Origin of the sequence: Nocardioides piscis, from assembly GCF_011300215.1 — a bacterium.
Classification (GTDB): Bacteria; Actinomycetota; Actinomycetes; order Propionibacteriales; family Nocardioidaceae; genus Nocardioides; species Nocardioides piscis.
Window position 1 is genome coordinate 1,707,561 of record NZ_CP049866.1, and the last position, 19,787, is coordinate 1,727,347.

Here is a 19,787-nt window from a genome sequence, read left to right on the forward strand (position 1 = left end):
CGCTGGCTAGGTTGTCGAGGGTGACCCCACCCGATGAGCCAACCAGCGGTCCGCGACCCGGTCGACGCGACGTCCTGAAGTTCGGTGCCGGTGCTGCGCTGGGGGCCGCGGCCGTCGGCACGGGTTGGGCGGTCTCCTCCCAGGACGGCGACGAGTCGGCCAAGGAAGAGCCAGCAGCCCCGACCACCCCGCCCCCGCCCCCGACGCAACGCTTCGTCAGCACCCAGCTCACTGCTCCCCAGACCACCGTGTGGCGCAAGGACGGCGCGACCACCTCGGCTGGCCTGCTGCTGACGACTCCGCGCAGTCCGGCCTTCCGTGCAGTGATCTATGACGACGACGGCTCCCCGGTCTGGATCGAGCCCGACGGCAACGCCGCCACCGACCTGCGGGTCCAGACCTATCGCGGCCGGCCGGTGCTGACCTACTGGACCGGCGAGATCAAGCAGGGGACCGGCAACGGCAAGGGCGTGATCCTCGACGAGTCCTATCAGCTCGTCGCCGAGGTGCGCTGCGGCAACGGTGTCCTCTCCGACCTCCACGAGTTCCAGCTGACCTCACGCGGCACGGCGCTGCTGACCTCCTACCCGACCCTGCCGCTCGACCTGACGCCGATCGGCGGCCCGGCTGACGGGTATGTCTGGGGTGCCCGGGTCCAGGAGGTCGACGTCGAGACCGGAGAGGTCCTGCTGGACTGGGAGGGCCTCGACCACATCGACCTCGAGGAGACCTACGACGAGATCGAGGACACCGGCAGCCCCGAGGCGCCCTTCGACCCGATCCACATCAACTCGGTCGCCGAGGACGGTGACGGACTGCTCCTGTGCTGTCGGCACACGGGCGCCCTCTACAAGATCGACCGCGTCACCGGCGAGCTGAGGTGGCGGATGGGCGGCAAGCGGAGCGACTTCGAGGTCCCCGAGGAGGCGTCGTTCGGCTGGCAGCACGATCTCCGGCGCCAGCCCGACGGCACCCTGACGATCTATGACAACCATGACCGCAAGGAGGAGACGGAGTCGGTCTCGGCCGCCCTGCGCCTCGAGGTCGACGAGACGGCCATGACCGTGCGCCTCGTCCAGGCGCTGCGCCACGAGGACCGCTACGGCTATGCGATGGGCAACGCCCACTACCTCGACGACGGCCACGTCCTCGTCGGCTGGGGGATGGACCCCTACGCCACCGAGTTCGACGAGTCCGGCGAGGTGGTCTTCGAGCTGGGCGGCCTCGGCCTGGGCTCCTACCGCTCCTACCGCTCACCGTGGCGCGGTCGACCCACGACCGTCCCCGATCTGGCCCTCGGCCCGGACGGGTCGGCACACGCCTCGTGGAACGGTGCCACTGACGTCGTCAGCTGGCGTTTCCTGGCCGGTTCGTCTGCGAACGGGCTGGCCGAGGTCGCGACCGTGCCACGGGCGGGGTTCGAGACCTCGGCGCCGCTCTCGGGTGAGCGCTTCGTGCGGGCCGAGGCGCTCGATGGTCGGGGTCGGGTGCTGGGGACCTCGCGCGTCGTCGGGAGCTAGGCCGGGCGACCATAGGTCGTCGTGCGCTCGATCACGGGCCGCCCGATGCCGGCGCCGATCTCGGCGAGCTCAGCGACCGTCTTTGCCGAGCCGTGCTCACTGCCCGCCATCCGGGAGATGGTCTCCTCCATCAAGGTCCCGCCGACGTCGTTCGCGCCGGCCCGGAGCATGGCGCGCGTGCCCTCGACCCCGAGCTTGACCCAGCTGGTCTGGATGTTGGGGATGCCGCCGTCCTCGGTGCGACCGTGGAGCATGATCCGGGCGAGTGCGTGGACGGCGAGGTTGTCGCGCAGCGTCGGCCCGGGGCGGGCGACACCGGCGAGGTAGATCGGCGAGCTGGTGTGCACGAACGGCAGCGGCACGAACTCGGTGAATCCGCCCGTCTCGGCCTGGATCCGTCGCAGCACCCGCAGGTGCTGCACCCAGTGGCGCGGGTTGTCGACGTGGCCGTACATCATCGTCGAGCTGGACCGGAGCCCGACGCGATGCGCGGTGGTGACGACCTCGATCCACGTCCTGGCGGGGAGCTTGCCCTTGGTCAGCAGCCAGCGGACCTCGTCGTCGAGGATCTCGGCGGCAGTGCCGGGGATGGTGTCGAGGCCGGCCTCGCGCGCCTTGATCAGGAAGTCCTCCACCGACAGGCCGGTGCGCGCTGCGCCGCTCACGATCTCCATCGGGCTGAAGGCGTGCACGTGCATGTCGGGCACCCGCTGCTTCACGGCGGCGACGAGGTCGAAGTAGGCGCTCGCGGGCAGCTCGGGGTCGATCCCGCCCTGCATGCAGACCTCGGTGGCGCCGAGCTGCCAGGCCTCCTCGGCGCGGTCGGCGACCTGGTCGAGGGAGAGGGAGAAGGCGTCGGCGTCGGTCTTGCGCTGCGCGAAGGCGCAGAAGCGGCAGCCGACGTAGCAGATGTTGGTGAAGTTGATGTTGCGGTTGACGACGTAGGTCACCTCGTCGCCCACGGCGTCCTTGCGGAGGTCGTCGGCGAGTCGGCACACGTGCTCCAACAGGTCGCCCTCGGCGGTCATCAGCGTCAGGGCGTGCTCGTCGGAGAGGCCCCCCGGGTCGGTCTCGGCAGCCGTGAGCGCAGCGTGGCCATCACCCGACTCACCCGATATCCATGGGAGATCGCGGGGTGTCGAGGCCGCTCGGAGGCCGGTTTCGCCCATGGATATCCCCGCCGCGACATCGCGAAGCGCCGCCCAGTCGCCATAGACGCTGTCGAAGTCCTCACGCCGGTCGTGGGTGCGGCCCTGCGTGTCGATGGTGGTGTTGAGGTCGGTCCGGCCCGCTCCGTCGAGGACGGGATCGGGCTCCTGCCACGGCAGGCCCGCAGGGCGTACGCCGGGGCGCGCGAGGCCGTCGGGCTGCGCCAATGCGTCAACGTGGGCGTCGAGGCGTGGGTCGAGCCACGGGACGCGCTGTCGCACGTAGTGCGGGTGAACGGTGAGGCGGGGTGCGAGCTCGAAGCCGGCGTCGGCGGTGACGGCGCGAAGCCGGTCGATCGAGGGCCAGGGGCGCTCGGGTTGACGTGGTCGGGGGTCAGCGGCGAGACGCCGCCCCAGTCGTCGACGCCCGCGTCGAGCAGCGCATGGCACTCGCCCGCGTCCACCAGGTTGGGCGGCGCCTGGACCCGCACGGTCGGGCCGAGCACGACCCGCGAGACGGCGATGGCGGCGCGATATTCGTCGAGGCCGAGGTCGTTGGCGTGGCGCATCGCGGTGTCGGGCTTGGAGCGGAAGTTCTGGACGATCACCTCCTGGATGCCGCCATAGAGCCGGGCGATCCGCCGCAGCTCGAAGATCGTCTCCGCCCGCTCGGCCAGCGTCTCCCCGATCCCGACGAGCAGCCCGGTGGTGAAGGGGATCGAGAGCCGGCCGGCGTCCTCGAGCACCCGCAAACGCACGGCGGGGTCCTTGTCGGGGGAACCGTGGTGGGCCTCGCCCCGGGTCTCGAAGAGCCGCCGTGACGTCGTCTCGAGCATCATCCCCATCGAGGGCGAGACGGGCTTGAGGCGCGTCATCTCCTCCCAGGACATGACGCCCGGGTTGAGGTGGGGAAGCAGGCCGGTCTCCTCGAGCACCCGGATCGCCATCGCCCGGACATAGGCCAGGGTCGAGTCATAGCCCTGCTCGTCGAGCCACTCCCGCGCCTCGGGCCAGCGATCCTCCGGCCGGTCGCCGAGGGTGAAGAGCGCCTCCAGGCAGCCCAGCTCGGCGCCGTCCCGGGCGATCGTGAGGATCTCGTCGGGGGAGAGGTATGGCGCTCGCCCCTCCCGCGCGGCCTGCGCCGGGGTCTCGACGAACGTGCAGTAGTGGCACCGGTCGCGGCACAGGCGGGTGACGGGGATGAACACCTTGGGGGAGTAGGTCACCACTCCCGGCCGGCCCGCAGCCACCAGACCGGCGTCGCGGACGCGGGCAGCCACCGCGCACAGCCGGTCGAGCGCGTCCCCGCTCGCCGCGAGGAGGGCGGTGGCCTCCTCCAGGTCGAGGGCCACCCCCCGCTCGGCGCGCGCGAGCGCCCGGCGGATCTGGGCAGGCGTGACCGTCGTCATGCGCACCATCCTTCCAGCCGTGCCCAGCAGCGTGGCGTCGCGTCCGGGTCAGTGGACGGTCTCGATGGGTGCCTCGATCTCCTCGGGCGTGAGGCGGTGGTCGTCGCGGTCGAGCTTGCTCGGCCACCAGATCTTGCCGCCGAGGTCCATGTTGATCGCCGTGACCAGCACCGAGCGGACGATCATCGTGTCGAGGATGACGCCGAGTGCCACTGCCACGCCCAGCTCGACCAGGAACACCAATGGGATGGTCCCGAGCACGAGGAAGGTCGCCGCCAGCACCAGGCCCGCGCTGGTGATGACACCACCGGTGGAGGTGAGCGCCACGAGCGAGCCCCTCCGAGTGCCCAGGTGCATCGTCTCCTCACGCACGCGCGTCATCAGGAAGATGTTGTAGTCGATGCCCAGCGCGACCAGGAAGACGAAGGCGAAGAGGGGGAAGCTCGGGTCGGCACCGGCAAACCCGAAGACGTACTTGAAGAGCAACGAGGACAGGCCGAGGGCTGCGCCGAACGACAGCACGACGGTGGCGATCAGGATCAGCGGCGCGAGGATCGAGCGCAGCAGCGCCATCAGGATCAGCAGCACCACCACCAGGATGATCGGGATGATGACGATGCTGTCGCGCTCGGAGGCGTTCAGGGTGTCGAGGAAGAACGCCGAACCACCACCGACGAGGGCGTCGGCACCGTCGACGTCGTGGACAGCCGTCCGCACCCTCTCGACGGTCTCGAAGGCTGCTCGGGTGGACGGGTCGTCATCGATCGTGGCCTCGATGAACGCCACGCCGTCCTTGGACACCGGCGGGGACGGTTCCTCGACGCCCTCGATCCCGGTGGCAGCGTCGCGGACGGCGTCGGCCTGGTCGGCGTTGGCCACGATCAGCACCTTGTTGGACTGGTCGACCAGTCCGTGGTCGACGAGCGCTTGCTGGCCCGTGACCGATTCGAACTCGGTGGTGTAGGTCTCCTCGCTCGTCAGGCCGTTGGTGTCGAGGGTGAGCAGGCCCAGGCAGGCGACGGCGAGCAGGATGGTCGTCCCGACCCACACCGGACGCGGCCGTGGAGCGATGGCCCGGCCGACCTTGGCCCAGATGCCTGACTGGGTGGGCTCGGCTGAGCCGAAGGTGGCGCGGCGCGGCCAGAAGACCCAGCGACCGGCGATGACCAGCAGGGCCGGCAGCAGCGTGACCATCACCACGAAGGTGACGGTGATGCCGATGGCCGCGACTGGCCCGAGGCCGGCCGTGGAGTTCATGTCGGCGAAGAGCAGGCACAACATGCCCAGCACCACCGTTGAGGCGCTGGCCAGGATCGCTGGCGCCGCACGATGCAGAGCGAAGGACATCGCCTCGTGCCGGTCTTCGTGACGCCGGAGCTCCTCTCGATAGCGAGCCACCAGCAGCAGCGCGTAGTCGGTGCCGGCGCCGATGACCAGGATGGTCAGGATCGCCTGCGACTGTCCGTTGACGGTGAGATCGGCGTACTTGGCAAGGAAGTAGATCAGGGCCTGGGCCGAGAAGAGGGACACACCGGCACAGATGATGGGCAGCACCCACAGCACCGGACTGCGATAGGTGAAGAGCAGGATGATGATGACGACGCTGAGGGTCGCGAAGAGCAGGGTGCTGTCGATCCCGCCGAACGCCTCGGCGGAGTCGGACGCCTGGCCACCGGTGCCGGCGATGTAGACCTGACCCCCGTCGATGGCCGCGATCTCGCGCAGTTCGTCGGCGATGTCGGGGAGCTTCTCCCAACCCTCGGAACCGAGATCGAAGGTGATCTGGGTCTGGGCGACCTCACCGTCCTCGGAGACTGCCGGGAATCCGGCCTGTGCCGCCAACGCCGGGCTGACGATCGGTGGCAAGCGTCCCTCGACCGGAGCGGCGACGCCCTCCAGCTCAGCGAACTCGGAGGCATCGACCTCGATCGCCGCCAGGTCGTCCTCGGTCAGGCCCCCTGCCCGCTCATAGACCACCAGTGTGGGGATCGAGTCAGGATCCTGGAAGGGAGCGAGCTTTGCGAGTGCGCGCGTCGACTCGGCCGACTCGGGCAGCCAGGAGGACGCCTCGTTGTTCTGGACGTCGGTCAGCTTGGCCGCGAAACCGGCAGAGCCGGCAGCGATCAGCAGCCAGACGATGAGCACGGCCCACTTGGTGGCACGACCGGTCAGCGCACCGGCGAGTCGGCGATTCATGAACGTATTGAAGCGGATGCCGCCGACAGCGCGCACCCGGTTATGGCGCGTGGACGCCTGTCGCCGATCGCTTTACCCAAAGTTGGTCGGACAGCCCTCAGCCCGCAGCCAGCAACAGCGGCATCGAGAACTCGTCGGCAGCTGTCCGCGGCACGACGGCGTATTCCATCGAGCCGTCCAGCCCCAGCCGGACGATGGCCCACTTGTCGTCCTGGAAGGTCACGACCAGGACGTGCTCGGGGTCCTCCCAGATCTCCCCGAAGTAGGTCGCCGACCGGCCCTTGCGGTCCGCCACCCAGGACCGGACCCGGTCGCCGCTGCGGAGGTCGAGCACGTCAAGGGTGGTCGGACCGAACCCGTCGCCATAGGCCGGGAGTCCGAGCACGTGCTCGTTGACGGTCGAGATGTCGGAGAACCGGTTGCGACAGGTGGTCCACCTCGTGCGCTGGCCACGGACCATGGCGCTGCAGGTGCCGGTGTCGCTCGCCTCGGTGATGCCCCCGAGCCACCGGCCGCGACCGGTCGACACCTGCCTGAACCGGGTCCGGTCGACGAGGCCGTGCGACGAGGTGACCCAGCTGCGGGACCGGCGGTGGGAGTTGACCCAGACGGCGCAGCCGTTGCTCGTCGCGCTCTCCTTGCAGTCCTCGCCGCTGACGACGACAGCCGAGTTGAGGCCGCGTCCGGGCACTCGGGGCATCCGCAGCACGCGGTCTGCGTCGGAGTCGATGACGGTGACCCTGCCTCGAGCGCCGGCGAAGGCCACCGCGCCGCCCTTCGGGGAGACCGCGAGTCCCGGACCCGTCCGCCACGTGCGCGCGCCCGATGCGCCGTCGGCGCCGATCCAGCGCGTCTCGTAGGCGGTGCGGGTGCTGGTCTGCACGACGAAGCCGGAGCCCATCGGCGCGAGCTCGAGGAGCTTGCCGCGGAAGGTGGTCTGTCCGCTGGGCCGATGGATCTTCCACCGGTTGCGGCCCGTCAGCTCGGCGTAGGCGATCGCCGGCGGCTCGCCCGTGGGCAGGTCGGAGACGTCGAGGACCTGCCGCGGAGCGACGCGCTCGTCGACCGGAGCCGCGGTGGAGGGCTGCCCCAGGAGGGCGAGGGCGAGTGGGGCAACGGCGAGGATGCTGACGAGGCGCTTCATGACTCTATCGACGCTCCAGAGGTCGCAGGGGTTGTCTCGGTGAAGGAATCGGGCAGGGTCCGGCCGAGGTCACTGAGCACGTCTCGGAGGCGGCCGGGGCGGTTGGTGATCAGCCCGTCGACCCCGACACCGACGAGCGCTGCCATGGTCGCGGGGTCGTCGACGACGTAGGGGATGACGCCGAGTCCTGCGGCGTGGGCCTCCGCGACGAGGTCGGGGGTCGTGAACGGCACGTATGTCGAGTCCTCGACGCCGCCTCGGAAGGGGTGACCGTGGATCGGGGAGATCGCGTCGAACCCCTCCTCGGCGGCGGTGGTGACGAACCGTTCGGCCACCCCGAGCCCGCCGAACCAGGGGGACGGGCCGTCACTGCCGGGGGCGAGGTGCTTCGGCGACACCAGCAGGTTGCGGCGCAGCCGGGGCTCCTCGAGGCCGACGAGCTGCAGGACGCCCCAGTCGAAGCACTGGATGCTGGTGCGTTCGACCAGCCCGTCGATGCGGATGGCATCGGCGACGACGCACACGAAGTCGGCACGGCTGGTGAGCTCGGAGGCGGCCAACGCGTCGTACTTGATCTCCAGGTTGATGCCGACCGGATCTGCGTGACGCCGCTCGAGCAGGGCGGCCACCTCGCACAGCAGCGGCATGGACGGCGGGAGCTCGGCGCGGGTCAACCGCCGGATCAGTCGGGCGTCGGCGAGGGTCGGGTCGTGGTTCACCACGACGTCGTCGTCGCGGGTCAGGTGCACGTCGAGCTCGAGCGTGGAGACGCCGATGCTCAAGGCGTCGCCGAACGCCGCCAGGGTGTTCTCCTGGTGGCGTCCGGCGCCGCCCCGGTGGGCCTGCAGGTCAAAGGTCACGCGTCGGCGTACAACCCCTCCACCACGTCGGCATATTTCTCGTTGACGACGCGGCGCTTGAGCTTCAGCGTGGGGGTGAGCTCGGCCGACTCGGCCGTCCACTCCTGCGAGAGCAGCTCCCACGACTTGACCTGCTCGGGGCGGGAGAGGTGGGCGTTGGCCTTGTCGACCGCGTCCTGCGCCATGGCACGGATCTCCGGCTTCTGCGACAGGTCCGCCAGGTCGGTGAACTCGATGCCCATCGACTGGGCGACCGCGGGGGCGACCTCGCCGTCCAGGGTGAGGATCGCGACGACATAGGGACGGCCGTCCCCGATGGCCATCGCGTGCCCGACGATCGGCGACTCCTTGAGGTAGTTCTCGATGTTGGACGGCGCGATGTTCTTCCCCGCGCTGGTGATGATGAGCTCCTTCTTGCGGTCGATGATCGCGAAGAAACCGTCCTCGTCGAGGGTGCCGATGTCGCCGGTGTGCACCCAGCCGTCCGCGTCGATGAGGTCGCGGGTCGCCTGCTCCTGGTGGTGGTAGCCCGGGGTGATGACCGGGCCACGGACCAGCACCTCGTTGTCCTCGCCGAGCTTGACCTCCATCCCGGGGGTAGCGCGGCCGACGGTGCCGAGCCGGAACGCGTCGGGGCCGTTGGCGGTGACGGCGCCACAGGTCTCGGTCATGCCATAGACGTCATAGACCTTCAGGCCCAGCCCGGCCATGAACTTGGCGACCTCGATCGGCATCGGCGCTGCTGCCGAGCCCGCCCAGGTGACCTGGTCGAGGCCGAGGAGGAGCTTGAGGAAACCCAGGATCGCCTCGTCCGCCTGCTTGTATGCCGCCTCGATCTCGGGCGTCATCTGGCCCCCGACCTCCTGGGCCTGCACCCAGGCGAGCCCGGCGGCCATCGAGTCCTGCACCATCTTCACGTTGGCGGGGTCGGGATCGGCGGCGAGCTTGGCGGAGATGCCGGTCTTGATCTTCTCCCACACCCGCGGGACGCCGAAGAACGCCGTGGGGTGGACGTCGCCCAGGGTGGCGAGCAGCTCGGAGGGGTCGCCGATGCAGTAGGAGTGGGCGCCGACGATCTGTGGACCATAGAGGCCGAGGACGCGTTCGGCGATGTGGGCGAGCGGGAGGTAGGAGATCTGGCGCAGGCCCGGCTCCAGACCCGCCGCCTCGAGGGTCGAGATGGCCTCATAGACGACGTTGTGGTGGGTGAGCACCACGCCCTTGGGGTTGCCGGTCGTGCCGGAGGTGTAGAGGATCGTGGCCGGTGCCTCCGGGTCGAGGGCTGCGTGGCGCTGCTCGATGTCGTCGGCATGGTCGGCGCGATGGGTCCGGCCGCGCTCGACGAACGTCTGCCAGTCGACGTATTCCTCACCGTCGGGCTTGGCGGCGGCGTCGAGGACGACGACGAGGCTCACGCCCCCCAGCGCGTCGGCCCACCGGTCGAGGTGGTCCTGGGTCTCGAGGACGACGACCTTCGGCTGGGACTCGCCGGCGATGAAGGCCACCTGCTCGACCGAGAGCGTGTTGTAGATCGACATCGGGGTCGCCGCCGCGTGCACGGCGCCCATGTCGGCGAGCATGTGCTCGATCCGGTTGGTGGCCATGATCGCCACCGTGTCCCCGGGCTGCACGCCGGCCGCGATGAGCGCTGCAGCGACGTCGAGCGCGAGCTCCCTGGTCTCGGCCCAGGTGATGGTCCGCCAGGTCTCACCCTCCGGTGCGTGGTGCTTGTCGCTGTAGGCCGGGTCGTCGGCATACGTCTGTGCGGTCTGCGCCAGCGCGTCGATGAGCGTGCGCCCGGCGACCTGCTCCTCGATGCGTGCTCGTGCGGCCAGGACGTCTTCGGTCATCGGGGGCTCCCTCAACGGTGCGAGTGTGATCGGCGTCACGAATCTTGGTGCACGTGGGGGTGCGGTGGCTAGGGCTGATCCGTACGTTGGCCTCATGGCCACCGATTCGATGCGCGAGCGGATGCTGTTGGGCCGCCCCTATGTCGCCGACGACCCCGAGATCGCCGCCGACTCGGCCCGGGCACAAGCGCTCACGCACCGGATCAACACGGCCGATCCCACCGACAAGGCCCTGCTGAGCAGCCTGTACGCCGAGCTGCTGGCCCACTTCGGCGAGGGATCCGAGATCCGGCCGCCCTTCCACTGCGACTACGGCTTCCAGACGTCGTTCGGCGCGCGGTCCTTCGCCAACTTCGGGCTGGTCGTGCTCGACGTGGCGACCGTGAAGATCGGCGACGACGTGCAGATCGGGCCGGGCGTCCAGCTGCTCACCGCGACCCACCCGCTCGACCCCGACCTCCGGCGCGACAAGTGGGAGGCGGCGGAACCGATCGTGATCGGGGACAACGTGTGGCTCGGAGGCGGCGTCATCGTCTGTCCGGGGGTGACGATCGGCAAGGACACGGTCGTCGGTGCGGGGTCGGTCGTCACGCGCGACCTCCCGGCAGGAGTGGTGGCCGTGGGGTCACCCGCCCGGACCGTGCGCGAGCTGTGACGCGCGAGTGACGCGCGGGGAGTAGCCTCGGGTCCCTCACCACCCGCGACCTCGGAGCGCGCCGTGACCCAGACCAATACCCGGAGCCCGTCCAGCCCTTCACACCAGCCGGGCAGTCCCGGGACGCCGCCCACCATGGCGCTGCGCACCTACAGGTTCCTGCGCCTGGGCGTGGTCGCGGTCATCGTGCTGCTGGCCCTGTCGATCCTCAGGGAGTCGTTCGAGGCCGACCCGGACTGCCTGCAGGCGTCCATCAGTGCCTACTACTACACGCCCGTGCAGTCGGTGTTCGTGGGCGCGCTGCTCGTCCTGGGCTTCACGATGATCGTGCTGTGGGGCAGGACCCCGGCCGAGGACGCGTTCTTCAACCTCGCGGGGATGCTCGCCCCGGTGGTCGCCTTCGTGCCGACGAGCGACAGCGACAAGTGCCTGCTCGTCGACCCGACTGGAAGCAGCAAGGTCTCCGACGCGGAGAAGGAAGCGGTCCTGGACGCGAGCCACGCTGCGATCGACAACAACATGTATGCCTACCTGGTGGCCCTTGGCTTCGTGCTGGTCGCCCTGCTCGTGATCGGGGTGCTCGCCCAGACCGGCAGGCGCTGGACCTGGCTCGTGGAGACGCCGTTGGCCTTCTGGGGGCCGTGGCTCGCGGCTGCTGCCCTGTGGGTCTTCGGACTGGTGAAGTTCAACGAGCCCGGCCGGGTGTGGCTCTATGCCGACGCCCACATGTGGTCGGCGGTGGTGATGTTCGTGTTCATCGTGGCGGCGGTGGTCGCGGTCGGCCATGACAAGCATCGAGACCGCCCCGAGCTCGATGAAGGTCCCGAACCCGCCTGGGCCCGGATCTACTGGACGCTGGCAGCGGTCATGTCCATCGGTGCCGTCGTCATCTTCCTCGGCCATGACCGGCTCGGGATCGACCACCTCGCCGACCACTGGGTCTTCTGGCTGGAGGCGTGGATGATCGGTGGGGTGCTGGTCTTCTGGCTGCTGCAGACCTGGGACCGCTGGCACGACGGAGCACCACCCCGCACCGATGCGGAGGTCGTGCAGCGCCGTACGCTCGCTGCGCAACGACGGACCGAGCAAGGGGTGCCCCATGGTGGCGAGCCGATCAGCCCGCGAACGCAAGGCGGCCGCTGAGGCCGGCCCCTTGGCGAGCGTCCAGATCGACGTGGACGAGCAGAAGCAGTTCGCCTACAAGATCGCCTGCACGGTGTGCCGCGCCAAGGGCCACCGCAAGTGGTCGGCCTATCGTCCCGGCGGCGACAACGGCTACATGGCTGCCATGGATCGGTGGACCTTCCACCTCGTCGAGAAGCACCCCGGCACCGACGCTCCGTGCCTGGCCTACGTCGACGCGGCGCGGCAGCGCCTGCACGAGCGTCGTGAGGGGACCTCCGCGGGGTCGGCCGATCAGTCGGCGCCCGGGGTGGAACCGCCGGCCACCTCGTAGCTCCAGACCTCGCTGTGGGTCGACACCGGACGAGGGGCGTCGCCGCCCGAGCGTTCGGCAGCGGAACGGTGGCCCTCGGCGAAGTCCTTGGAGCTCAGCCACCCCTGGAAGGACTCCTCGTCGCGCCAGCGGGTGATGACCAGCCACTGCTCGCGCTCGTCCGTGGGGCGCAGCAGCTCGAAGCCCTCGAAGCCCGCCGCGCCGTCCACGGCGCCGGCGCGGGCCGCGAAGCGGTGGGCCAGCTCGTCGCCCGAGTCGGCCGGGACCGTGATGGCGTTGATCTTGATGACCGTCACCAGGTCAGCTCGATCTCGAGCTCGTTGCTCTCGCCCAGCTCGACCTCGATCTTGAGGTCGACCTCGTCGGGTATGGCGACGGTGACCCGCCGGCCGTCGCGGACGAACTCCACCGAGTTGTGCTTGGACAGGGCGTCGGCCAGCGCGCGCAGTCGGGCAGCGGCCTCCTCGCGCTTGAGGTGCTGGGTGTCATCGATCTCGAACAGGTCCATGGTGTCTCCTGGCGCGGGGTCCGGATGGTCACGATCAACCTATCGCCGGGCGAGAAAAGGACAGACGCGCAGCCGGGGTCTTCCGGCTCCTGGTTGGGCTAGCGTCCCCGCATGCGCTTGAAGCTCGGACGTCCGGACCTGAGTCGGCACGCCGCGCGCTTCGACGTGCCCCCGGCCGGAGGTGGCTTCGCCGTCACGTTCCTCGGCGTCTCGACGCTGCTCTTCGACGACGGGGAGACCGCCGTGCTGACCGACGGCTACTTCTCGCGGCCGTCGCTGGCCCGGGTGGGGCTGCGGAAGGTCGCCCCCGACGCTGCTCGCATCGACTCGGCCCTCGCCCGGGCGGGGATCCAGCGGCTGGCCGGCGTGCTGCCCGTGCACACCCACATCGACCACGCCCTGGACTCCGCGGTGGTCGCCGAGCGAACAGGTGCGCTGCTCATCGGTGGCGAGTCCACGGCCAACATCGGTCGCGGGCATGGTCTTCCTGATGAGCGGATGCGGGTCGTGTCCTCCCGCGACACGGTGGCCCTGGGGAGCTTCACGGTGACCTGGGTCGAGTCCGACCACTGCCCACCGGACCGCTTCCCCGGGGACATCACCGAGCCTGTCGTGCCGCCGGTCCGGGCCAAGGCCTACCGGTGCGGTGAGGCGTGGTCGATCCTCGTCGCCCACGCCGGCGGCAGGACGGCGCTGGTCCAGGGCAGCGCGGGCTATGTGTCGGGTGCCCTCGCTGGGCAGCGGGCCGACGTGGCCTATCTCGGGATCGGTCAGCTGGGGCTGTGCGACGAGGACTACATCCGCACCTACTGGGCCGAGACCGTCGAAGCCGTCGGCGCGAGGACCGTTGTCCTCACGCACTGGGACGACTTCTTCCGACCGCTGGACGAGCCGCTGCGGGCGCTGCCCTATGCCGGCGACGACCTCGACGTGACCATGCGGGTCTTCAGCGAGCTGGCTGCCAGTCAGGACGTCCGGCTGCACTTCCCGACCGTGTGGCGACGCGAGGACCCCTGGGCCCGGTTGTCGTGACCGCGGCTCGGACGAGAGCCGTCACGGTGTGCCGACGAAGACGCGCCCCATCGCGAAGATCCCCCGCTGGGGAATCCAGAAGTCACCCAGGCGTGCCTGCTCACGCAGTGGCGCCGGTGGTCCGATGTCGTGACCGTCGATCGTCGCGCTGGCATCCACGACCCGCCAGATCTGGCGTGGGTTGGCGTCGAACGGCAGTCCATTGGCAGTCAGCCCCGTCATGGTGACCTTGCCTACGCCCAAGGTCGACGACGCGACTGCGCCCATCGTCTTGAGCATGACGGGGGACCGCCAGGCGGCCATCGGCAGAACTCGGCCGACGGAGCTCATGACCCGTGTCATGGGCGAGCTCTCGAGGGTGAGCCTCCAGTCGATCAGTCCAGAAGAGGTGATGCGCAGGATGTCGGCCGCCTCCCAGGCGACATCGATGTCGACGACTGTCGACTCCTGCACGCCGTGGCCGAACCAGCGCGAACAGGCGAACTCTGGCTGGGCAGACTCATAGAAGTGCCAGTTGCCCTCGGGGTCGCGATGCCATATCGAGGTGAATTGGTCGCCGACCGACGAGGCCGTCCACCGGCGCAGCCCGAGCACGTGGCCGGATGCGAACGGCTGTCCCATGACGCCGTAGCCCGAGACCCGCTCCTCGGCTCCCGGCGGAAGCACGGGCCGCCGCTCGGACTCGAGCGCGTTGTCGCGTGGTGACTTCACGATTCGAACCTAGCCCTCCGCGTCGTGTGCGGACAGGACGCAATCTGCCCTACTTCTCGCAGTTCCCTGTTCGCGGAGTAAAGGGTCAGCGTGACGCCCTCCGTCGGGCTGGGTCGGCGAAGGTCATGGGTGGTTGCCCAGTCGTCGACGTACCACACGCCGACGCAGGGTGGGCGAGGCCACCACCTCATAACCGGCCTCGAGGAAGACCTGCACCAGTCCGACCGAGGCCTCGTCCCAGATGACGGTCTTGCCCGGCGGCGGCTCGATCGGGTAGCCCTCCAGAACGCGGGCGCCGACCTGCTCGCCGTACTCGACGGTGGCGGTGGCGAGCTCGTAGGTCAGCCCCGCCTGTCGCCAACCCCTGCGCACGACGAAGCACGTGACTGACCAGACGCCCTCGAGATCGGGGTCCGTCCGCATCCACGGCTGCTTCCGGCTCCACAGCCTGGGGTAGTCCTCCCGCGGCTCGACCGCGACCCAGCCGGCCGCCTCACCATCGACGTAGCCGATCAGCCCAGACGTCGGTCCGGCGCTGCCGCAGGCGGTCTGCTCCAGCAGCGCAGTGTCCCTCTGCTCCTGGGTGGTGTCGCGCCAGATCCAGCCGGGCACCTTCAGCGCCTGGCAACGGCACTTGTGGGCTCCTCCCGCGGCGAAGACCGCCTCGACGTCCTCCGTCGCTGCTTGGTTGGCCGGCAGCCACGTGAAGTCGGGCATGCTGCGACCCTAGTTCCCGCAGGACGCCCTGAAACCCGTTCAGTAGAGCAAAGTGAGTGAAGTGATGGACGAGGGGCCGTTCTTCCACGGCACGAAGGCCGATCTGCGGGTCGGCGAACTGCTCACGGCGGGCAACCGGTCGAACTACCGGCCCGACGTCGTGATGAACCACATCTACTTCACCGCCCTGCGAGACGGTGCCGGGCTCGCAGCGGAGCTGGCGGTGGGCGAAGGAGCGCCTCGCGTGTATGTCGTTGAGCCCACAGGGCCCTTCGAGGACGACCCGAACGTGACCGACAAGAAGTTCCCCGGCAATCCGACGCGGTCCTATCGCAGCAGGGAGCCGCTCAGGATCGTCGGCGAGGTGGACGACTGGACACGACTGACCCCGGAGGCGCTCCGGGCATGGCGCGACCGGCTGGCGGCCATCCGCGCCGACGAACGCGGCGAGATCATCAACTGAGCCCACCCGAGCCGGGGGAGAGCACAGTCGAAGACTCAAGGCCATTGGCGGGCTGGTCACCGTTTCGAGCGGAAGCCGCTGCCATGCGCGCTCGTCCCTTCCTGGTCCTCGCGGTCTCGGCGGTCCTCCTGACCGCTGCCGGCCCGGTGCCGGCACCAACGGATCCTGGTCGACCCGGTGATCCGATCGTCCACCACGGCAAGCACAGCGATCCTGCCGCGGGCCTCGCCCTCAGCGGCGATGTCGCGGAGAGGTTCCGGCTGCCCGCGGACATGCGTCTGCAGCACACCTCGACTTACGCCGACGGGCGCACCTCGTCGCGCTACCAGCAGGTGCAATCCGGCGCGTCGGTGCTGGGCGGCCAGGTCACCATCATCCGGTCGGTCGCCGGGGCCCAGCTCAACGTCATCGGCAGTCGTTTCGGAGATGTCACACCGTCCAACTCCGTCCGGATCTCCAAGGCCGACGCCCGCCGGATCGTCGCCCTCAAGATCGGCGACCGCGGCCGGTGGCACCAGGAGTTGCGGCTCGATCCCGGCAGCCGGTCGTTCTTCTACGAGGTGCGCAGCGCCCGGCACGGCAGCGCCCCCGTTCGGTGGGTCGATGCCGCCAGCGGGGAGATCACCCGGTCTCTCGATCTCCGGCGCGACGGCGAGGGCATCGGCGTCAAGGGCGACGACAAGCAGGTCGCGACCACCAGGGCAGGCAAGAACCTCTATCTGCTGCGCAGTCCCGATGGTCGGCAGGCGACGTACGACGACCAGAACCTGCGCCGCGACCGCGGCGCCGTGCTGATGACCGACTCCAACGACAAGTGGAACCTGCCGGCGAACTGGCTGAGCCCGGACCAGCGCCCGGGAGTCGACGCGCACTACTACGCGGGTGTCGTGGACCGCTTCTATCGCGACGAGTTCAACCGCGACAGCCTCGACGACGCCGGCGTCCCGCTCGAGTCGCACGTCCATGTCGATGGGGAGCTCTGCAACGCCTACTGGGACGGGTCGGCCGCATCCTTCGGTGACGGATATTCCGCGAAGTTCGCGAAGCAGGCCGGACGCACGTGCCGCCCGATCCCCGGTGCCCTCGACGTCGTCGCCCACGAGTTCACCCATGGGATCACCCAGTACACCTCCGAGCTGTTCGCCGGTCCAGAGTCCGTGTCGCTGAACGAAGGGTTTCAGTGACGTGATGGCCGCCTCGATCGAGTTCTATGCGGGCGCAGAAGGTCTCGATCCGGCCGCGCCAGCCGACTGGTTGTTCGGTGAGGACGCGGTGGACGTCTCGAGCAGCACGCCGGGCTTCCGCAGCCTCGCCGACCCGCGGGTCGAGGGCGGGCTCGACCACTACAGCGAGCTGTCCACCACGACGGCCCCGCACCTGCGCGGCGGCATTGCCGGGCACGCCTTCTACCTAGCCGCCCAGGGCGGGTCCAACGCCGGGTGTACGGCGACGTCCACCCGGCCGGCGACCCACTCCCTGGACTGCGACGTCGACGTCCCCCGGGTCGGTCAGACTCGCGCGACTCAGATCTTCTACGAGGGCTTCACCAGCCTCGTCGAGACGGCCAACTTCTGCGACGCGCGCAACGCCACCGTCGCAGTTGCCGGAGCGGACTCCGATGCGGTCAGTGCGGCGTGGCAGGCCGTCGGGGTGGCCCAGGATTGTGCGCCGGGACCGCCGCCCACGCCGCCGTGTGAGTTCCCGGACGTGGCTGTGCCCTTCGAGTCCTCCCACCCGTATGCCGACGACACCGAGTGCATCTGGACCCATGACAACGGGACGCCGGGCTTCGCCTTCCACTTCAGCCTGCTCGATGTCGAGCATGGCTACGACTTCGTCTACGTGCTGGACGCAGACGGCAACGTCCTGAGCGGCTACACCGGGAACTTCGGCCCGGACGCGCCGCTGACCTGCATCCCGACGTCGGTCGGCTCGGTCGTGCTGGTCTCTGACGCATTCGTCACCGCCGCTGGGTTTGTGGTGGACAGCGTGACGCCCTGCTGAGACCTCAGAGCGACGTTCGCGGTGGGCCGGAGCCAGGGGTCGTCCATCGGCGACGACATACGATCTCGTCATGGAGTTGATCCTGCTGTTGGTGGTCCTGGGCGCCCTGGCGGCGGTCGTCGTGGTCCAGGCGCGTCGCAGCAAGCAGCGGGAGCTGCAGCGCCGCGAGGACGAGCTCGCTCCGGTTCGGAAGTTGGCCTTCGAGGACACCACCGCATTCGGTGTCGACCTCCAGGAGCTCGACCTGGAGATGAGCGGTCACGAGCTGGACGCCGGCGCGAACTCCGACTACCAGCGTGCGCTCGACGCCTACGAGTCGGCCAAGGCCGCCGGCGACTCCATCACCCAGCCGGAGGACATCCGGCACATCACCTCGATCGTCGAGGACGGTCGCTACGCCATTGCGTGCGTGCGTGCTCGGGTCGAAGGGAGGCCATTGCCCATCAGGAGGCCGCCTTGCTTCTTCGACCCGCGCCACGGGCCCTCCGTCGCGGACGTTTCCTACGTACCGCCGGACGGCGTCGAGCGTGACGTGCCCGCGTGCGCCCTCGACGTGGAGCGCGTGAATGCGGGTGCCGAGCCGGACGTCCGCAAGGTGATGGTCGGCGCGCAGCGCGTCCCCTACTGGCAGGGCGGTCGCGCCTACGAGCCGTACGCCATGGGCTACTTCGGCGCCTTCGGACCGATGACGTGGATGTTCATGGGCGGGATGATGTTCGGCGACCTCGGTGGCGGCTACGACGGTGGTGGCGACGACCGGGGCGGTGCTGATGATGGGGGTGGCGACGGAGGCGACGGGGGAGGCTTCGACGGCGGCGGGGACGGAGGGGGCTTCGACGGCGGCGGATTCGACATGGGCTTCTGAGATCAGAGGCCAGGTACCTCTTCACGACTCGAGTTAGTGGGTGGGGAGCTGGCCCGTCCACAAATGTGGGCGTCGTAGTCCTGTAGTCCCCTTGACTCCACCCGGCCCTCTCGGCAACGGCGTTCTGGCAGCGCAGCGAATTCGGTTGCCGCGCGGCAACCGAATGAAGACACTCGAACTATGTCCGTCCTGCTCCCCGCCGGGTTCACCCTCGAGGCGGCCACGGGCACGCACGTGGCCGAGGCGTTCCGGCTTGTCGCGGCCGAGCAGACAGCTGCGTTCGGTTTCTGCCCGGACACAGAGGAAGACGTGCGCTCGATGCTCGAGCCGCCAGTGGCTGCAGCAAGCACTGAGTACCTGGTCCGCGACGCCGACGGAGAGGTGGTGCAGTGGTGGGGGGTGCTCCGCGACCCCGGAGATCCGATCACACACTCATGGGTCTCCACCCACCCACAGCTAGCAGACACCGATGCGGACGTGCTCGCGCGAGCTGGTTGGGCACTGATGCTCGACTGGATCCGGGCCAGCCCGCCGGAGGGCGACGACGACATCCTGGTGCACTCCGGGTGCCCGGCCGGCAGCCTTCCCAGCCCGCGGCACCTAGCAGAAGCCGGGTTCACCCGAGAGCGCACCTTCTGGGAGATGCTTGGCCCGGTCACCGACGATGCCCGGACCGCTCCACAGGTGCCCGGGTTGGTCATCGAGGCGAGCCGGGACGTGGCTGCCATCCATGCGGTCTTGAACCAGGGATTTGTCGGTCACTACGGGTTCACGCCGACGACTCTCGAGGACTGGCTGTCCGTCGAGGAGACGATGGCGGGGTTCGACCCGAACCTGCGCTACCTCGCCACCATCGACGGGGAGCCTGCGGCCGCGATGCTGCTGTCTCGACGCGTCGAGACCCAAGGGGCGATGTACGTAAGCGAACTCGCAACCCTCGAGCAGTTCCGACGCCGCGGTGTCGCGTCGGCGTTGCTCGCGCACGGCTTCGAGGTTGCGACCCGCGAAGGTCTTGGGCATCTGGCGCTGCATGTCGACAGCGAGAACGCCCACTCCGCGCCGGCGGTGTACCGGCGCGCAGGTCTAGAGGTGCGGACCGCGTTTTGGGCGTACGCCCGGACTCTGTCGCGTTAGCGGAACGCCCTGTTGCGTTCCTCGTCATGGATGGCGACCTCTTGTGCAAGTCGGCGGTCTGGAGGGCGCAAATTCTGGGCGAATCGGGGCGCCCGGTCACAGTCCCGTCCAAGCC

Annotated in this window: 18 protein-coding genes and 1 pseudogene; 10 read left to right on the plus strand and 9 right to left on the minus strand. The window is 69.4% G+C overall.

Annotated features, from left to right (window positions below):
• The first annotated feature begins 20 nt into the window (after positions 1-20).
• Positions 21-1,520, plus strand: coding sequence for an arylsulfotransferase family protein (locus tag G7071_RS08460; RefSeq protein ID WP_166317351.1), 1,500 nt, complete (start codon positions 21-23; stop codon positions 1,518-1,520).
• On the opposite strand, the pseudogene G7071_RS08465 reads toward G7071_RS08460, so the two are convergent.
• The 5 genes and pseudogenes from G7071_RS08465 to G7071_RS08485 form a co-directional block, all read right to left on the minus strand.
• Positions 1,517-4,077, minus strand: a pseudogene (locus tag G7071_RS08465) (bifunctional FO biosynthesis protein CofGH). The gene G7071_RS08460 and the pseudogene G7071_RS08465 overlap by 4 nt on opposite strands.
• Positions 4,078-4,125: 48 nt before the next feature.
• The gene (locus tag G7071_RS08470) at positions 4,126-6,273 is read right to left on the minus strand and encodes an MMPL family transporter (protein WP_166317354.1); all 2,148 of its coding nucleotides are present in this window, start codon (positions 6,271-6,273) and stop codon (positions 4,126-4,128) included.
• 97 nt (positions 6,274-6,370) lie between these two features.
• Positions 6,371-7,417 (minus strand): hypothetical protein, encoded by a 1,047-nt coding sequence (locus tag G7071_RS08475; protein WP_166317358.1) that lies wholly within the window; start codon positions 7,415-7,417, stop codon positions 6,371-6,373.
• Positions 7,414-8,277, minus strand: a complete 864-nt coding sequence (locus G7071_RS08480) for a glycerophosphodiester phosphodiesterase (protein WP_166317361.1) — start codon at positions 8,275-8,277, stop codon at positions 7,414-7,416. Before G7071_RS08480 ends, G7071_RS08475 begins: the two co-directional genes overlap by 4 nt.
• Positions 8,274-10,127, minus strand: coding sequence for an AMP-dependent synthetase/ligase (locus G7071_RS08485; protein ID WP_166317364.1), 1,854 nt, complete (start codon positions 10,125-10,127; stop codon positions 8,274-8,276). Before G7071_RS08485 ends, G7071_RS08480 begins: the two co-directional genes overlap by 4 nt.
• A gap of 94 nt (positions 10,128-10,221) precedes the next feature.
• Here G7071_RS08485 and G7071_RS08490 point away from each other — a divergent pair, with 94 nt between their 5' ends.
• From G7071_RS08490 to G7071_RS08500, 3 genes are all read left to right on the plus strand, one after another.
• Positions 10,222-10,782: a sugar O-acetyltransferase gene (locus G7071_RS08490; protein WP_166317367.1), complete on the plus strand. Its 561-nt coding sequence runs from the start codon at positions 10,222-10,224 to the stop codon at positions 10,780-10,782.
• 63 nt (positions 10,783-10,845) lie between these two features.
• Positions 10,846-11,925, plus strand: a complete 1,080-nt coding sequence (locus G7071_RS08495; protein WP_166317371.1) for a hypothetical protein — start codon at positions 10,846-10,848, stop codon at positions 11,923-11,925.
• Positions 11,882-12,238, plus strand: a complete 357-nt coding sequence (locus tag G7071_RS08500; protein WP_166317374.1) for a hypothetical protein — start codon at positions 11,882-11,884, stop codon at positions 12,236-12,238. The genes G7071_RS08495 and G7071_RS08500 overlap by 44 nt, the downstream gene beginning before the upstream one ends.
• Here G7071_RS08500 and G7071_RS08505 read toward each other — a convergent pair.
• Both G7071_RS08505 and G7071_RS08510 read right to left on the minus strand, forming a co-directional pair.
• On the minus strand, positions 12,199-12,534 hold the full coding sequence (locus tag G7071_RS08505) for an antibiotic biosynthesis monooxygenase family protein (RefSeq protein WP_166317377.1): 336 nt from the start codon (positions 12,532-12,534) through the stop codon (positions 12,199-12,201). The two genes, G7071_RS08500 and G7071_RS08505, sit on opposite strands and share 40 nt — an antisense overlap.
• Positions 12,531-12,746: an amphi-Trp domain-containing protein gene (locus G7071_RS08510; protein WP_166317380.1), complete on the minus strand. Its 216-nt coding sequence runs from the start codon at positions 12,744-12,746 to the stop codon at positions 12,531-12,533. Before G7071_RS08510 ends, G7071_RS08505 begins: the two co-directional genes overlap by 4 nt.
• Positions 12,747-12,857: 111 nt before the next feature.
• Here G7071_RS08510 and G7071_RS08515 point away from each other — a divergent pair, with 111 nt between their 5' ends.
• Entirely contained in the window at positions 12,858-13,778 is a 921-nt protein-coding gene (locus tag G7071_RS08515) for an MBL fold metallo-hydrolase (RefSeq protein WP_166317383.1), read from the plus strand.
• 21 nt (positions 13,779-13,799) lie between these two features.
• Here the strand turns inward: G7071_RS08515 and G7071_RS08520 are convergent, their stop codons facing one another.
• Both G7071_RS08520 and G7071_RS08525 read right to left on the minus strand, forming a co-directional pair.
• The gene (locus G7071_RS08520; RefSeq protein ID WP_166317386.1) at positions 13,800-14,489 is read right to left on the minus strand and encodes a hypothetical protein; all 690 of its coding nucleotides are present in this window, start codon (positions 14,487-14,489) and stop codon (positions 13,800-13,802) included.
• Positions 14,490-14,612: 123 nt separating this feature from the next.
• Positions 14,613-15,206 (minus strand): GNAT family N-acetyltransferase, encoded by a 594-nt coding sequence (locus G7071_RS08525; RefSeq protein WP_166317389.1) that lies wholly within the window; start codon positions 15,204-15,206, stop codon positions 14,613-14,615.
• 64 nt (positions 15,207-15,270) lie between these two features.
• Here G7071_RS08525 and arr point away from each other — a divergent pair, with 64 nt between their 5' ends.
• The 5 genes from arr to G7071_RS08550 all read left to right on the plus strand — a co-directional run bounded on the left by arr (position 15,271) and on the right by G7071_RS08550 (position 19,672).
• The gene (arr, locus tag G7071_RS08530; RefSeq protein WP_206063001.1) at positions 15,271-15,669 is read left to right on the plus strand and encodes an NAD(+)--rifampin ADP-ribosyltransferase; all 399 of its coding nucleotides are present in this window, start codon (positions 15,271-15,273) and stop codon (positions 15,667-15,669) included.
• Positions 15,670-15,752: 83 nt separating this feature from the next.
• Positions 15,753-16,853, plus strand: coding sequence for a hypothetical protein (locus G7071_RS08535; RefSeq protein WP_166317395.1), 1,101 nt, complete (start codon positions 15,753-15,755; stop codon positions 16,851-16,853).
• 4 nt (positions 16,854-16,857) lie between these two features.
• Complete coding sequence (locus tag G7071_RS08540) at positions 16,858-17,673, plus strand: M4 family metallopeptidase (protein WP_166317398.1); 816 nt, start codon at positions 16,858-16,860, stop codon at positions 17,671-17,673.
• Between the two features lie 70 nt (positions 17,674-17,743).
• Entirely contained in the window at positions 17,744-18,538 is a 795-nt protein-coding gene (locus G7071_RS08545; protein WP_166317401.1) for a hypothetical protein, read from the plus strand.
• Between the two features lie 180 nt (positions 18,539-18,718).
• Positions 18,719-19,672, plus strand: coding sequence for a GNAT family N-acetyltransferase (locus G7071_RS08550; protein WP_166317404.1), 954 nt, complete (start codon positions 18,719-18,721; stop codon positions 19,670-19,672).
• Positions 19,673-19,787 lie beyond the last annotated feature (115 nt).